The following is a 17,371-nucleotide window of genomic DNA, read 5'->3' as shown; positions in this document are numbered from 1 at the left end:
ATTTTATTTATTATAAGCTATAAAATAACTTTCTATCTGTATCCACCAGTATAGTAAAATTCACTATCAATTCTCATAGAAGAAAATTTAACCAGTGAATATAAGTCATCTATTGCATCTTTTCTCAATACACAGGATTCTTCACTGATAGAGAACTGTTTAAATATATAAGCAGATTTTATTCTATTCATTAACTCAGTTTTTAATTCTATTTCATCTATTCCTTCATAATTTTCATATATTTTAAAGTATATTTCAAATATACTCTTTATAGTCTTTTCTATATAATATGGTAGCATAGCATAAATTAAATGTCTTATCTTTTTAAGGGCCATCTTACCAAAATATTCTATTTGATATATTTGACTTTCTTTTAGAAGTCTGATTGATGATTTTCTCATGTTTTTAGGCAAAATTAAATAATCTAACATCTCAAATTTCTTAAGGATATCATTTAAATCATAATTTAAATCTCTTCTCATTTCAATTAAAAGTGAGCTTAACTTTTCGAGACTAGATGTATCACATTCTTTCCCTAAACCTTTAAAGTATTTCAACTCATTTTTTTCTAGTATATCTGTAAGGTATACTGTGATTTCATCAGTATTTCTTTTTTGGGACTCAATTTCCTCATGAAAATCGTTAATAAAATCTACCCATTCTAGTGTGTCATAGTTTTCTGGTCTACCCATAGGTAGCTTGCCGCTTAATCCATATATTTCACCAAATAGATTGTAAACTACCATATCAGAAACGGTCTTAACCCAATTTAGATAACTTTCTTCTACTGACACATAGTCAAATAGTGAGTTTTGATAACCTGAAAATACATCATCAATTAACTCTGGAACTAGTTTTCTACTTAAGTTCAAGTTTACTTTTTTATTCGCATACCTAATTTGAATATTGATCAGATTTTCATTTACTGTTTTCTTTTCTTCATGAATATTTATTTCGGAAATTTCTTCTTTTTTAATATTTAGTACAGAATTTTCTTTAGAGTTGCCTATTTTTATTAAATCTTTGTCAATCTCTATGAAGAAAGGTCTCATACCTTCTGTATAACCTATATATTTCTCATTAATTTCGCCCATACTATTAAACCCTACCATTTCTGCGTCATTTTTATTAATGTACATATTGTATACATCATCACCGTCGTAAATTATATAATTTCCATTTCCCAAATCGTATTTAGTAAAGTTGCTAATTTCCTTACATATAACTTCATTCTTTTGTTTCTTTTCATAAAACACAAATAAATCATCATGGTTTATAAGAAACATATTCTTAGATAAATATGTTTTTTCTTTTATTCTTCCCGTAACCTTACAAAAAACCACAGGATCTTCTTTCGGTAGTCTTCCAATTTTTTTATTTTCAGATAGTATTTTTTCGAAGTCTCTCGGTAATAGATATTGCTCGATCGCTCCTACAAAAGAAATATTTCTCATAACTATGGAGTTTGTATCCATATAGAAGTATCCCTTAAAATTTATTCGATTAAACGATTCAGAGAAGCTTTCAACATCTTCAAAGTTCAATTCAAATCGATTTCTTCCACTATTAAATATTAGCCTTGCATCTTCTTTTTCTAGCTCTCCAGCAAATATATGCTTACCATCTGCTGTCATTATAATGTCACCTTGCCTAAAATCAAATATCATATTTTTGATTTCTTCATCAATTTTTGCAAATTCTTCGAAATCTAATATCATAATTAGGCTTAATTTTATTTCTGTCTTATGATTACCCTCTATGAGTTTAAATGGTAATTCTTCAGAAATAATATTAATACTTTCGCCATCTAGCTCTGAATACAGATTAATTCCTTCTTCAGAATAGTCATACATAATAAAATCTGAACATTCTTCTGGTAAACAATCAACCTTGGAAACATATATGTTTCCAAGGTTTGTTAATTGCAAGCACTTATCATCTAAATTGTAATCGTAACCGCCATTTAGACTGAATCCAGATTTTATACTAAATATTATTTTTTCTCCAAGTTTTAACAAAACCTGTTCCTCCTTAATATCAGTATATTAATACAGTGAATTTATTGTTTTTCTTTTATAGCCTCTGAATAAATTTCATCTAAGTTTGTAACATATTGAGAATTTTTTCCTGTTGAAGATATTTGATTTTTGAGATCTTCATAATCAGTCTTAAGCTGATCCGCAGACAAGTTAGGTATTCTAGTTTGATATGCTTCAATCTTTAAATCATAATATTTATTCTGAGCAGCTATATAATTTTGTATTCCTTTTGAACTAATCTTTTGTGACTGGGAGTATGCTTGATTATAATCAAAGTATTCTCCTACCTTTAGCATATAATAACCACCATTTCTTACAACTTTAGAGTCTATACCTCTTTGTGCAAAATTATATGCAACAGATTCAGCACCATCCTTATCCTTTGTAGCTCCAACAAATACTGTATAGTAAACACCCTTTTGCCCTTTATACTTTGCGGCTTCTCTATCCAGTTCTCCTGCCTTAGCTTCAATTTCATCTTTTTCTTTTTCTTTTTCAGTCTTTTGAGTAATGTCCTTTGTGTCCTTATTTAATCCCTTATTATAAGAGTCTACATTTGTTTTATTCTTTGCTTCTTGTGCTATTTTCGTATTCTTATTAGTCTCTTCTACTGTTGGAACCTTAAATCCTTTGATAATAAATATGTATGAGAAGAATATTAATACTACTATTGCCACTACTATTACAGTATCTCTTATCATCTTCTTCTTAGAGAACATAACAGTTTCACCAGTATCATCTCCTACAATTCCCTTACCTATATTCCCTATTTTGCTTTTTATATCTATTGATTTTTTATTTTCTTTTTCTTGCTTTAACTCTTCTTTTTTCGGCCTGTCATTCTTGCTAGCTACTTTCTCAGTGCTAGTCACTTTATCTACGCTAAGCTTTTTATTAGATTTATTTTTGTGTTTGTTTTTTCCAAAAGAAGATAGGTCCACCTTTTCTTTCTTATTTGAATCAGTTGGTGTTACAGAGATATCTTTGCAATTCATAGCCTTCATAGCTTCCAACTCTTCAAATACATGTCCATCATTCATTTTCTTAAGCTTCGCATCTTTATCATCTGTTTTCTTTTCTATTTTTTTTACTTCAGATTCTTTTTTATCTTCATCCGCTTTTAACTTTGATGGCAATGACTCCTCATAAGAGTAGATTTTTTTCTTTCTATCTATCTTCTGCACATCATCTTTTATATGAGGATGTTTTTTATTCTTTTCTCTAACACTATCCAAAGCTCCTAATTCTATTACTGTTGTCTCATCATCAGATCTTCTGATATTACCAGTATGAAGTCTTTGAGTTTCTCCTAAGATAGGTTTAAACTCATTTTTTTCTTCCTTATTATACTTTTCAAGATCATCAGGAGTGATAGATTGTTTTATACTTGACTCCTTTTCAGTATCTTCTTGTATTCTTTCTTCATCTAAAGATATTTCTCCATTTATAGTATTATCAAATAGATCCTTATTTATTTTTTCTGATGAATCTCTTCTTACTTCCTTGTCTTTTTTATATACATAGTCATTTTCATCAAATATTATATCTTCATCTTCTACAAAAGACATCGAACCATTTTTATTTATTTCCTCAGTTAACTGTCTTTCACTTTGTAACTTATCATATTCTTTCTTAATTCTTTCGTCTTCTCTTCTCTTACTTTTTTCTCGCATCTTTAGTATTTCGATAGCGCCTTCATCTTGAATCGCTTCATCTCCAGTAAACATTTCTGGATCTATCTCATAATCTTCGACATCATCTTCAAATTCATCCTCATCATAATAATCATCCGACTCATCTTCAAGATCATCATCATATTTATGCTTACTAAATAGATTTTTTATTTTGCTAGTAAAACTTTCTTTGTCATCATACTCTTCGTTATAATCATCTATATCGTCTTCAAATTCATCATCATAAAACTCTTCATCAAAGTCTTCTTCCAAGTCACCATATTCTTCATCTCCATGACTTTCATTTATTTTTAACTTATCTGAAAGAGAAGAAAAACCTTGCTTGATTTTTTGAGCAAATCCAGTAATATTTTCTTCATCTTGTCTTACAAAAGAATCTTCTATTGCATACTCTATACCTTCTGCTATACTCATTCCATCTTCAAGATGAATTAGTAGTTCTATTATTTCATCATTGGAAAGTCCTTCTATATTATGATCTATACTTCTTTCACCAAAGAAGTTATTGTTTTTTAAATTAAAATCTGACTTTACATTCTTCTGACACTCCAACCAAGTTCTTTTATCAAGAAAAGTATAGTCTCTTATAAAACTGTCACATATTTCTTTGAACTTCTCTTCACTGATTTTACCCACTACAAACATTCTAAAAATATTTTTTATAAATGCTCTATTGTCTTCTGGTAGATAATCTTGCAAAAGAACCATACAAGAAACATAATCTTTCATTCCAACTGAAAAAAGATATGAATCTCCTTCTTCAACCCCTTCTAAATCATTTGACCTTCTGAACATATCATTAATTTTAACAGAAATTTCTGGTGTACTAATCATTGATACATACTTTTTAAAGCTTGTGCATTTATCTGAGTCTTCAACATTAGTACTTGTAATTTCTTCATCCCCTACCAATGCTTCATCTTCAAATTCACTTTTAGAAGGATCTTCGCTAAATAGGATTTCATTGACCATTTTAAATATTTCATCCATTGTGTCAATCTTTACTTCAGCTACATTCATATCCAAAATAACTTTATACTTGTCTACATTACTAGAAATTTCAGTTATTACCATTCCCAGCATATCCTTGTAGATATTTAATATTTTATAGTCATTTTCTACTTTTTCAATTCTTTCTAATCCACTGTTATTATCATAAGAGAAGAATATCTCTTTGTCCTTGTCATTTAGATGTTGAGGACCACCTTTCATAGCCTCATTGACATACTTTCTTGAAGATCTAGTAATATTTTCTATACTTTTATCTACAGATTCTGTACTTGATATTACCCCGTTTTGTATCCACATTTCCATTATAGTTTCCAATTTTTTTATAATGGCTTTATAGTAGATCACATTAAACTTTAAAAGTCCTATATATTTTTCTTCATCTTTCTCTACTTTATTGTATTTGTTTCTTAGTGCGTTATTTAGTTCGCGATTAAATTCATATTTATTTTCTATAAACTTCCTATCTACCTCTTTAACAGCAGATTGGATTAATTCTTTTCCATAGTTATCCAAAACCTTCACTCCTTACTAGTTAAGTTTCGCAAAAAATGTTTTGCAATATACATTTCTATTATACAATATCTGGCTGTATAAATCCATATAAATATGTACTGATACACTCCTCAATGTATTTGTTTAGACCTATTTCACATTATTAATAAAAATAGCTGCATTGAAAAAACAATGCAGCTATTTTTATTAAGCACAGCTATAAGCGGAGTTCTGTATTAGATGATCATCTTTCTAGACCTATTGTCACCAATAGATTCAAGCGGCCTACCATCTGGGGAGTGCGAGCTACACTCCTAATTCCTAACTTGGCCTTGCACCAGGTGGGGTTTACATAGCCACATAGTCACCTATGCGCTGGTGAGCTCTTACCTCGCCTTTCCACCCTTACCGTATAAAACGGCGGTATCTCTCTGTTGCACTGTCCTTAAGATTGCTCTCACTAGGCGTTACCTAGCACCCTGCTCTGTGGTGCTCCGACTTTCCTCACGCATTTCTGCCTGCGATCATCTGCTGTACTCAACAATTAACTATTTTACCATACTTTTCAATAAAAATAAACCTTTTTATAAAAACATAATTTATTTATATTTTAAAATACGACTATAAAGTATACTATTTTTTATTTTAAAATCTACAATTTATTAATTACTTTAAATTATTCACTTTTATTAATTACTTTATTATCTATTTCATATAATTTATAGCTCTCTATTACCCTGATTAATTTTTCAGCATAGATTTTATTTCCAGCCGAATCTATTGTTGTTGCATAGCCTGCATCTTCAAGTGCTTTTGCTTGTTCCTTATATCCTTTACTATTAAAGAGTCCGCTATTTAAGTATCTTTTATTTTCCATAAGGAATTTACTATGGTCTTTTATACTGTCTTCCCAAGAGTTATACTTTCTAAAATCAGCTTTTTCATAATTATCTTTATACTCCTCTGTGGTAAAGTTGATTTTCTCTCCACTCCAAGACTTATCGGCCTTAATTCCAAATAAATTATTACCTTCCATTGATAATCTAGAATTACCCCAACTCGACTCCAAAATAGCCTGAGATATTGTAATTGAAGGCAAAATACCACTTTTTTCATACTCACTTACTGCTACCTTCTCCACTCTAGATATAAATTCTTCTTTATCAATGTTATTTTTATCAATCATTAAATTATTTGAATTTCTTATATTTGTTACTGTTCCATAGACAAATATAAAGAATAATATTAAAATAAGCATTGGCCATTTTTTTCTTTTCTTATTTCTCTTTCTCTTTCTTTTAATTCTTTTCTTACTTTTAGATACCTTTCCACTTCTATATAAAGTGTTATTTCTATTGATATTATTTATTATTTCTTCTTCAGAAAATAAACTTCTTTTTTCTATACATATATCCATACTATCTCCTCTGAATTTATTGCTCCTTATAATTTTATCATCTTATATATAATAAAATAGTAAAATTAACTAACAATAATATACCTTAGTCTATTCTATACAAAAGTCTATACTTTAGCTTAAGTACATTCTTAAATCTAATGATATTATCTTAAATAATGTTAATTATGTCAATAAATCAAGTCTTAAGCTTTTCTAAAGAATAATAAAAAATAAAGTCGAAGTAAAAAACTCACTTCGACTTATATACTAATTACTTTTTAATTGTATCCAAGATTTATCATAGATCTTAATCGTTGACCCAAGGTCTAGAAAGGCCTCGCATTTTTTTATTATGTCTTTATCTGGATATAGACTAGGATCTTCTCTCATCTCTTTAGGTAATTTCTTTCTACCTTCTGATATTGGAGTTGAATAGCCTATATATTCTGTATTTCTAGCGTTGACATCTGGATCACACAAGAAGTTTATAAAAGCCTCTGCCCAATCCTGATTATCTGCTGTATTAGGAATACATATAGCATCTGTCCAGATATTACTACCTTCTTTTGGAATAGCATACTCTAGGTCTGGATTTTCTTCTTTCATCATAGGAACATCTCCTGAGTAAAAGATACCCATAGTCGCTTCATTTCCTATCATTCTGTCCTTACCGTCATCATTAACATATGCCAAAACTAAAGGTTTTTGTTTTATTAAAAGCTTTGTAGCTTCCTCAATTTCTTTTGGGTTTTTCGTATTCATACTATATCCTAACTTTTTCAAAGCTACTCCCATAGTATCCCTTACTGAGTCAAACATAAGTATATTTCTTCTATATTTTTGATCCCACAGTATATCCCAATTATCAACTTTTTCATCTACTAAATTTTTATTGTAAACTATACCTAGAGTACCCCACATATATGGTACAGAATAAAGATTTTCTGGATCGTACTTACTGTTTAAAAATTCTTTATCTATATATTTATAGTTTGGTATATTATTGTAATTTATCTTTTTTAATAGACCTTCATTACTCATCTTTTGCACCATGTAATCAGATGGGAATATTAAATCATACTTTGTGCTTCCACTTTTTACTTTCTGATACATCATTTCATTTGTATCATAAGTTGAATACTGTACTTTTATACCTGTTTTTTTCTCAAATTCCTTTATAAGACTTTCATCTATATAATCACCAACATTGTATACATTTAATACCTTTGAAGAGTCTTGCCCACCAGACTTACATCCTGAAAAGAAAAATGAAGTTGATATAATTATTGATAGCATAAATATTATTTTTAATGCTTTATTTTTTCTCATAATATCCTCCTCTTCACCTACATTCTATTAGAAGCCTGCTTGATAATAGAATCCCTTCTATTTGCAAGGAATAAAAGTATCAAAACAGTAGTAAACATAAGAGTAGACAGGGCATTTATCTCTGGTTTTATACCTCTTCTAGCCATACCATATATCTCTATAGATAGATTACTTACTCCATTTCCTGTATTGAAAAATGATATTACAAAGTCATCTATAGACATTGTAAACGCCATCAAAAACCCTGAAATAATTCCTGGCTTAATCTGTGGTATAACAATCTTTCTTATGGCAAACCAAGGTGTTGCTCCAAGATCAAGTGCTGCTTCTTCTACATTTTCAGGAAGCTGCCTTAACTTTGGAAGAACCGATAATATCACATAAGGCGTACAAAACATTATATGTGATAAAAGCATAGTCTTAAAGCCGAAGTTCATTTTAAAAAATGCAAATAAACTCATTATCGCAATACCTGTTACTATCTCAGTGTTAAGAACTGGAAGATAGTTTATATTTAAAAGAGTCATCCTTGCTTTGCCCCTCATCTTAAATATACCAATAGATGTTATTGTTCCAAAAATTGTAGAAATAACTGATGCAAGTATGGCAATTGTCAATGTATAGTAAAGTGCACTCATTATAGTATCATTTTGTAAAAGTTGTTTATACCACTGTAGAGTAAATCCTGTAATATGACCCATTGATTTTGATTTATTAAAAGAGAAAATAATCAAGGCTGCTATGGGTGCGTATAGGAAAATAAACACTAATACTAAATATATATTTGAGAATATCTTTCTTCTCTTACTTTGTCCTAACACTGTGTTCGCCCCCTTCCGTAGCTTCTCTATCAACCTTATTCATAATCCCCATAAATACTAGTATAATCAACATCATAACAATAGAAACTGCCGAACCAAAGTTCCAATCTCCTACTGTAGTAAACTGCTGTTCAATTAAATCACCCACTAGCATAGTCTTTCCGCCACCAAGTAACCTTGATATTGCAAATGTTGTAACACAAGGCATAAATACCATAGTCACACCACTCATTACTCCAGGAATACTAAGGGGGAATATTACTTTTCTAAAAACAGTAATATCATTTGCACCCAAATCCTTGGCTGCATTAATCAAATCACCATCTATCTTCTGTAAAGTTGTATAGATAGGAAGTACCATAAAAGGTAAAAAGTTATATACCATACCCAACAAAACTGCAGTACTTGTATATAATATAGAATTTGGATGTAACCCAAATAAAGCTAAAAAATTATTTAAAAGCCCATTTTTACCTAATATAGCTATCCATGCATATGTTCTAAGAAGAAAGTTCATCCACATAGGAAGTATAAATAGCAAAATTAAAGTTGAGCCTTTGCTAATATCCATCTTTGATATTATGTATGCTACTGGATATCCTATTAATATACAGACTATTGTAGCTGCTCCTGACAAGATAAATGATCTAAAAAATACCTTATAAAACAAAGGATTAAATACTTCTTTATAGTTGTCAAAAGTAAAAGAAGTAACACCAAGATCTGATGTTTGTGTAAAACTATAAAAAACAACTAATACTAGCGGTACAAGAATAAAGATTACTGACCATAGTGCATAGGGATAGGCCATTCTACTAGTTCTCTTGTCTGCCTCTGTATTTTTTCTTATCTTCTTCATATCTATGCATCTCCTTTATGCATTATATGAATATCCTCAGGTGTAAATGCCATCCCTAGTTCGCTTCCTATTCTGGCACTTTTAGTATTTTGAAGAAGCCATTTTCTCCCTTCTTCTTCTACTTCTATTTCATAATGAACACCCTTGAATATTGATGACTTGACTATACCTCTTAGCATTCCCTCATCTGCACTTACCATAGATATGTCTTCTGGTCTAATTACAACCTCTACTTCTTCATCTTTTTTAAATCCCTTATCAACACACTCAAATCTTTTTCCACAAAATTCTACATCAAAGTCATTATGCATCACTCCATCTACTATATTACTCTCTCCGATAAAGTTTGCTACAAATGCATTTTGTGGCTCATTATATATATCTACTGGACTTCCTATTTGCTGTATAACACCCTTGTCTAAAACTACTATGGTGTCACTCATACTCAAAGCCTCTTCTTGATCATGTGTTACAAATATAAATGTAATTCCTAATTTTTTCTGTATTTTTTTTAGTTCGCTTTGCATTTCTTGTCTTAATTTCAAGTCAAGCGCACCCAAAGGTTCATCCAATAATAATACCTTTGGTTCATTTACTAGAGCCCTAGCTATAGCTACTCTCTGCTGCTGTCCTCCAGACAAACTTGTTACAGATCTTTTTTCATAGCCAGCCAAAGATACTAAAGCTAACATATTTTTTACTTTTTCATCTATAGTTTCTTTATCTAGCTTTTTGATTTTTAAACCAAAAGCTATATTATCATAGACATCCATATGTGGAAACAGAGCATACTTCTGAAATACTGTATTTATATTTCTTTGATAAGCTGGCACACTATTAACCTTGTAACCGCCAAAGTACACATCTCCCTCATCAGCAAACTCAAATCCTGCTATTATCCTCAAAAGTGTCGTTTTACCACATCCACTTGGACCTAAAAGTGTTAAAAATTCATTTTCATTTATAGTAAGATTAAAATTATCTAACACTGTATTTTCATCAAATGATTTTGAAATATTTTTCAACTCTATTAATTTATTTTTCAAATACTTCACCCCTTTATTAAAATTAGAATGACGGTGGGCAGCTAATCCATATTAATTCAGCTGGAGTCTTCCCTTCATTCGTAATATAATGATTCTTTTTTGGTTTGTAATAAAAGCTTTCGCCTTTTCTTACCTTTAACTTCTTATCGCCTATATATAGGCATATTGTTCCCTTCAAAACATATCCGAACTCTTCACCTTCATGAGGCTTATCTTCCTTATACCTTCCACCTGCTTCGACCTTCACTAGAACAGGCTCCATATCATTTTTTTGAGAGTTTGGAACCAGCCACTTAAATTTATATCCCAGTTCAAAATCTTCTGTTTCAAACATATCATCTTTTTTGAAAGTTATTTTTTCTGTAACCTCTTCAGCAAAAAAGTCTCTCAAGTTCGTTCCTAGTATCTCTAATATATCTACCAATGTAGCAATCGACGGTGATGTTAAGTCATTTTCTAATTGTGAAATAAACCCCTTTGACAATTCACATCGATTTGCCAATTCTTCCTGGGTCAGCTGTTTTTCTGTACGCAGTCTTTTAATCTTCTCACCAATATCCATCTAAATTCCCTCCATTCCTATTAGCTTTATATAATGTTTTTGTACTTAAAAATATTTATGTATAATATTTTAATTCCTTAAATATTATCGCATTTAAGTTAGCAAACACTAAACTATTTGTTTATAATTATTAAACAAGATTAATTATATATGCTAGACAGAAAAAAATCAATGATTTTTTTGAAATAATCAAGAAAAAATATTTTCTCACCCAAAGCCGTATATTCAACACCTTATGGAGCTTTTAAAATTATCGAAGTTTAATAAAAGATGCTTAATTGTTTACTAGATATAAACTTTTTTATTTTAAACAAAAATAGCCTACTGAGGAATATTTCAGTAAGCTATCTTAAAGTATTGGTTAATATTATTAATGTAAATTTTCGTATGATTTGATAGATAAGTACATTACTCCCTTATCTTTTAGCAAAGCATTATTTTTGTCGCCTTTTTTTATAAGTAATAATGGCCTATCATTTTTGACACAGTATCCTGCTGATATTATTCCTGCAGCTAAATCCTTGTTTCCATCAGCAATCAAAAGTTTATCTGTATCGGTAAATAATCCAGATACTATATTTCTAGAAGTTTCGTATCTATTCTTACCATCCAGTCTAGCATTCTTGATATAATTATCACTTAATTTATTTTGCATAGCTTCTGGTATAGAATTGTACCCCCCTACTATCAATAGGTTTTCATTTTTCTTAATGATATCAAATGTTTCTTTTCTTAATATTTTACCATTTGTAAGTAGTATGGGAGCTCTATGTTCATAAGAAAATGCTGATATCGAAGGTGCATCGGCATAATTTTTCCCATTAATTAAAATAGTTTTTTCTCCACTTCCATCCTCTGAAATTAAATACTGTGCTATCTTTTCAGCAGTTTCGTATCTATTTCTAGAAGAGAGATCATTTATATTATACCCATTTTTCTTTAATTTATCTTTTATTCCAGAACTTATAACATTGTTTCCAGATGTAAAGTATATATTTTTCGCTCCCAACCTTTTGATTTCAGCTTCTAAATCGCTCCTTAAACTTTCTTTTTCTGTAACAAGTACTGGTGCTTTTAAAAAGCTTGATAATGGTGCTGATGCAAGTGAGTCTGCAATACCATCTACGCCTGTAATTACAACGTTTTCAGCTGAAGAATAGCTTGCTCTACTTAGCTCAATTGCTTTTGCAACAGAGTCTCCTTCACGTATTGATTGTCCGTCATCATAATAATCAGTAAACTTGTTTGTATTTCTAATTATCTCTAATATTTTCACAGCTATATTTTCTTTTGTTTTAAAAGGAACTATTTGACCTCCAGTAGTACAATAGCCCAAATAATCTCCGTCCAGTTCCTTCGTTCTAAATCCTATGGTAACATTATTGGCAAAGTTCAAATATAGATCATAATTATCTAAAATCTTTGAACTATCTAATTCTATTTTTTCCGATTCCCTATACAAAGTTGTTATCTCTTTTATAGAGCTTCTATCTACAATTTTTCTAGGGTTTATCCCCTCACCACTCGCCATCATTTCAGGAGAGTAATTGATTATATCCCCTACGTGCTCTGTTTGACTAGTATCTGCCATAACAGGAGTTTGGATAAATCCAGATGATAAGGCAATGCTAGAAATCAATAAAACACTAATTTTTTTACGACTATTCATATAATCCCCTCCTTAATTAATCTTTTTTTAATTAAAATTATATCCTTCAATTAAAAAAATAAAATACTTTTTAAATAAATTCTTGTAAAATATCAAATTATTAATAAATAATAATTTTTTACTTCAATCAACATTATAAAATAAAAGAAAATAATGCAGTCTTATAGTTTTAGATTAACATATATAGATATAAAAATCAATATTTTCTGAATACTTAAAGTTTAATTACACTAAATTATGTTCACAATAAAAAAGCCCTCTAGTACACACTAAAGGGCTCTTTTTAAAGAAATAATACTTTTACTATACGATTGATTTTAAATAGCTACTCTCTAATTAAAATCCTAATATTGATTTTGGAACTGTAGAATAACCACCTATTATGTAATTAGTCTTTCCACTTATAAACTCTATTGCATCATTTGAAGCTCTTGTATCTCCAACTAAGACTAGGTTTTTACCACCTGTATTCAGCATATTTACTGAACTTAGAGCATCTGCAAAGCTATTTCCATTTGCTATAATATTTTTTTCGAATTTAACAAGTTTTGCTACCTGTGTAGATGTTTGTGATCTATTTGCACCAAACACCCTATAAACCTTGTCTGGATTTATTGAGTTCTTTAATTTATTTTCGATTCCTACACTTACTGAATTTTTACCACCAACTATATAAGCATCTTTATATTTATTTACATCTGCAGGTATATTGTTCTCATTTCTAAGTAAAATTATTGGTGCAGATATTTTCTTGGACAAAGGTGTTGCTGATAGTGCATCCGCAAACATTCTACCATCAGTAAATATTGCACTTCTAGAAGGACCATATTCCTTTGCTATCAACTTAGATGTTTCATATCTATTCACACCTGCTATTCTTCTAACATTTAGACCGCTTAATTGTGTCTCTACATTTGCTGGAACTGTGTTATTTCCACCAACTATTATTACATTCTTAACAGCTAAATTATTTATTGTCTTAATAGCTTCAGCGTTTAAGCCTTTATCACCAGAAAATACTATTGGAGCGTTCATCTTCATTGCTAAAGGTCCAGCTGCTAGTGGATCTGCAAAGTTAAATCCAGAAGCTACTATAGCTGTGTCGACCTTCCCCTTTTCAAAGTTTCTATTAATAGACTCTATATTTGTTGAAAATCTATTACTTCCAGCAACTCTATAAGGACTTGTAACTATATTTTCCTGACCTGTGCCTCCATTAGCATTCACTAAAACAGCTAGTGATAATGGTGTTGATGTATTTTTATACTTAATATTGATTTTAGCTTCATGACTTCCTATTGTAGAGCTGTCTACTTCCTTAACAGTCTCAATTATTGCATCACTTGGAAGACCTGTTATTAGCGTTTTAACATCGACCTTTTCATTAAGGGCTATTGTAGGAGAGTTTATACCCAAGTATATAGAATCAATTATAAAAGTTTTATTTTGATTATTAACTGAGTATGAAACACATATTCCTATGTGATCTCCTGGTTTTAAATTTTCATTCTTAAAAGGAAGTAAAAAATCCCCATTTTCTGATTGGATACTGAATTTACTATCAGATATTAGATTATCGCTATTTGTTCCATTGGCTATTGGTGTAAATTCATTTTTCTTTAGATCTTCATCACTAAGCTTATAAAGAGCTACACCCACACCCTTCATTAACTTACCTTTTATAGCACTTTGAGAAGAGCTAACAAATAAAGGTAGTTCGATATCTTTATTCAAATCTTTTCTTATATCCGCTACTGCGCTTGCATAGTCATCTATTTTTAGAACTGGGGCATTTGGAATTCCTGGCTTTAATATACTATCTTCTACTTCGCTTCTTTTTACATTATCTATTTCTAAGCTAGAAATCGTTTCAAACTGACTTGTTTCTTCTTCAGCATTTACTCTTGAAAGTTGGCTAGCACTAAAAGCCATTAAATTTAGAGCTAAAGTTGCCGAAAGAACTACTGACATTTTCTTCTTCATAAATATTCCTCCTATTTTAAAACTACTATCTTTAAGCTTGAATATTAAATTTTTTAATATGGCAAGCTTTATCGTATAATATACATCTCTCTATCTTTTACTTATAAGTCAAGTATCTCTAGAGAAAATATGATTTGTAAGCTTCTTATAAATACACCCTTTATAGGATAAATATAAGCGAATCTACAAATCAAATATACGTATCTATTTCCAACTCAATATTATACCATAAATTCCTATTTTAAAAACTATATTTAATATTAATAAAAATAGTTTTTTCATTAATATTAGCTATCTATAGAAGTTTATATTTGTATCTATATTTGTATCTATACAAATATAGATACAAAGAACATGTTTTTTTATTTTTTTATTTATATAAATCTTTTTTATTCATTATATCCTTCTTCTATTTTAAAAGTAATTCCTAGTAAAAGAGATTTCTTTTTTTATTTAAAATAAAAACTATTTTATCAATTGAATTATTTATTTTATTGGTTATAATATATATATGTATTTTTTTAAAATATGTATATACATTTCTACTTACATGTTGTATAGTATTTATGTATTTTGAAGCATAAAGGCTTCATTTTTTTGTGAATGCATTTTTCATATAGTTTTTATAGAAATCATGTATTCATAAACATCTTAAAACTAAGACTTTACAAGTAATTATTGTAGTATAATAAAAATTAATTGATGTATACATATGTATAGAAAGGAGGACATCCGTGGTAAATAAACTTGAAGATAAAGAATACAAAATGCAAACTATTAAACTTGCACTTTTTCTTGGAGAATTATTGGTAAAAAATGGAGCTGAAACATACAGAGTAGAAGACAGTGTTTTACGGATATGTAAATCTAGAGGATACAATCATATAAACTGCTTTACTACTCCAACTGTAATTATTATATCAGATGATAAGTTTGATGGATTATGTTTTATGAAGACAATTGATACGAGAGGAATGAATTTAGATAAAATTTCTCTATTAAATAACTTTTCAAGAGAATTTGTAAACAAAGTTGACCCGGATATTAATGAAGAAATAAAAGAATTACATAGGATTGACAAGCTTAATGCTTACCCCAGTCTTATATATTTTTTAGGAACAGGAGTTGCATCTGCAGGTTTTGCAGCAACTTTAGGTGGTAATCAAATTCATACCTTTATGTTAACTGTATTAGTATCTATAATTGGTACTTTTGTATATGATAAAACAATGAAATACAGTTCTATAATGATGTTCTCTGTACTTCTAGCTTCAATTGTAATTACAGGTATGGGAGTTATTATGCATAATTGGGGGTTAATTCCTAGACCATCAGCCTTGATTGTTGGTTCTATTATGCCACTTCTTCCTGGAGTTTCCTTCGTAAAGGCAATGAGAGATTTAATCTCAGGAAATCTAGTTTCAGGAACTTCGAGATTGTTTGAGGTGTTCGTAATCGTGACTGCAATAGCTTCTGGTGTAGCGCTTGTACTTGGAATAGGAGGTGTATAAAATGAGTATATATGATGTTCCACTATGGCAACATTTTGTTTTTTCTGCAATAGCCACTTGTGGTTTTGCCATATTTTTCAATGTAAGAGGAAAGATACTCTTTTATGACTCTATAGTTGGTGGTATCGGTTGGCTTATATATGTAATTGCCTCCCAACACTATGAAAATCCTATGATATTTTCTTTCCTAGCTGCAGGGTTTGTATCTCTGTCAGCAGAGTACTTAGCAAGAAAGCTAAAACAACCTGCTATTATAATTGTAATTCCAGGTATACTTCCGCTTGTTCCAGGACTTGGTCTCTATAACACCGTATACTATGTAATTCAAAAAGAATATTTACAAGCTGCTACTGTCGGCACTAGAGCTTTTATAACTAGCCTTGGTATAGCACTTGGAATACTAGTAATGTCTTCTATGTCAAAGGTATTAAACCTCTATCAGCTTAAAAAAGCATTTATGAAAAATGACTCTTTTAAGTATGAAAATTGGGTGAATCTTGGAAAGAACAGAACTAGAAATAGATTTATTCTTGATAGAAAAGAAATGAACGAATCTTTAAATAGTTTAAATATAGATGTTGCTTCTAGAGAAAGAGAAGATATAGAAAAAATGGAAAGAAGTAGAACTGAAGACTTTGCAGTAGATTTAGGTCTATCAAAAAACAAAAAACATAAAAAAAATGAAGATATTCCAAAATGTACTTGTAAGCCTGATCAAGTCTGCCAGGAAAAAAATTGTATTGAAAAAAATATTAAAGAAGATAAGCAATGTTCAAATTCTACTTGCAAAAAAAGTCAACACTTAGATGAAAGCAATGATATATCTATCAAAGAAAAAGACGACAAAAAAAATAATTAAACTTATTAGCTCAGCAGCATTTTACTGTTGAGCTTTTTTATTTTCTTTATATATATTTTTCTAAATTTTTAGAAATATCTATATAAATATACTACAA

General features: G+C 29.7%; 12 protein-coding genes and 1 other RNA gene. 2 read left to right on the top strand and 11 right to left on the bottom strand.

Features of this window, described 5'->3' with window-relative positions; genetic code table 11:
• Positions 1 to 32 precede the first annotated feature (32 nt).
• The 11 genes from UF10_RS03210 to UF10_RS03160 form a co-directional block, all read right to left on the bottom strand.
• A complete protein-coding gene (locus UF10_RS03210; RefSeq protein WP_106776378.1) occupies positions 33 to 2,018 on the bottom strand; it encodes a hypothetical protein in 1,986 nt (661 codons plus the stop codon).
• 41 nt (positions 2,019 to 2,059) lie between these two features.
• The gene (locus UF10_RS03205) at positions 2,060 to 5,257 is read right to left on the bottom strand and encodes an SPOR domain-containing protein (RefSeq protein WP_106776377.1); all 3,198 of its coding nucleotides are present in this window, start codon (positions 5,255 to 5,257) and stop codon (positions 2,060 to 2,062) included.
• Between the two features lie 183 nt (positions 5,258 to 5,440).
• Positions 5,441 to 5,776, bottom strand: an RNA gene (rnpB, locus tag UF10_RS03200) — RNase P RNA component class A.
• A gap of 136 nt (positions 5,777 to 5,912) precedes the next feature.
• On the bottom strand, positions 5,913 to 6,653 hold the full coding sequence (locus UF10_RS03195; protein ID WP_106776376.1) for a glycoside hydrolase family 73 protein: 741 nt from the start codon (positions 6,651 to 6,653) through the stop codon (positions 5,913 to 5,915).
• Positions 6,654 to 6,902: 249 nt separating this feature from the next.
• Entirely contained in the window at positions 6,903 to 7,931 is a 1,029-nt protein-coding gene (locus tag UF10_RS03190; RefSeq protein WP_408633953.1) for an ABC transporter substrate-binding protein, read from the bottom strand.
• 50 nt (positions 7,932 to 7,981) lie between these two features.
• On the bottom strand, positions 7,982 to 8,665 hold the full coding sequence (locus tag UF10_RS03185) for an ABC transporter permease (RefSeq protein WP_242969054.1): 684 nt from the start codon (positions 8,663 to 8,665) through the stop codon (positions 7,982 to 7,984).
• A 103-nt stretch (positions 8,666 to 8,768) separates the two neighbouring features.
• Positions 8,769 to 9,644 (bottom strand): ABC transporter permease, encoded by an 876-nt coding sequence (locus UF10_RS03180; RefSeq protein ID WP_106776374.1) that lies wholly within the window; start codon positions 9,642 to 9,644, stop codon positions 8,769 to 8,771.
• A gap of 2 nt (positions 9,645 to 9,646) precedes the next feature.
• Positions 9,647 to 10,690 carry a spermidine/putrescine ABC transporter ATP-binding protein gene (potA, locus tag UF10_RS03175; RefSeq protein WP_106776373.1) on the bottom strand — a complete coding sequence of 348 codons (1,044 nt, stop codon included), beginning with the start codon at positions 10,688 to 10,690 and terminating at the stop codon, positions 9,647 to 9,649.
• A 22-nt stretch (positions 10,691 to 10,712) separates the two neighbouring features.
• Positions 10,713 to 11,252 (bottom strand): helix-turn-helix domain-containing protein, encoded by a 540-nt coding sequence (locus UF10_RS03170; RefSeq protein WP_106776372.1) that lies wholly within the window; start codon positions 11,250 to 11,252, stop codon positions 10,713 to 10,715.
• Between the two features lie 370 nt (positions 11,253 to 11,622).
• Positions 11,623 to 12,921 (bottom strand): cell wall-binding repeat-containing protein, encoded by a 1,299-nt coding sequence (locus tag UF10_RS03165; protein ID WP_106776371.1) that lies wholly within the window; start codon positions 12,919 to 12,921, stop codon positions 11,623 to 11,625.
• Between the two features lie 336 nt (positions 12,922 to 13,257).
• Positions 13,258 to 14,904 carry a cell wall-binding repeat-containing protein gene (locus UF10_RS03160; RefSeq protein ID WP_106776370.1) on the bottom strand — a complete coding sequence of 549 codons (1,647 nt, stop codon included), beginning with the start codon at positions 14,902 to 14,904 and terminating at the stop codon, positions 13,258 to 13,260.
• A 734-nt stretch (positions 14,905 to 15,638) separates the two neighbouring features.
• Between UF10_RS03160 and UF10_RS03155 the strand changes: the two genes are divergently transcribed.
• Entirely contained in the window at positions 15,639 to 16,415 is a 777-nt protein-coding gene (locus UF10_RS03155; RefSeq protein WP_106776369.1) for a threonine/serine exporter family protein, read from the top strand.
• 1 nt (position 16,416) lies between these two features.
• Entirely contained in the window at positions 16,417 to 17,274 is an 858-nt protein-coding gene (locus UF10_RS03150; protein WP_106776368.1) for a threonine/serine exporter family protein, read from the top strand.
• The last annotated feature ends 97 nt before the right edge of the window (positions 17,275 to 17,371 follow it).

The sequence above is a fragment of the Peptostreptococcus russellii genome, from assembly GCF_003012055.1.
Taxonomy (GTDB): domain Bacteria; phylum Bacillota; class Clostridia; order Peptostreptococcales; family Peptostreptococcaceae; genus Peptostreptococcus; species Peptostreptococcus russellii.
The sequence above is the reverse complement of the archived record's forward strand: the minus strand, read 5'-3'. Positions and strand labels throughout refer to the sequence as shown.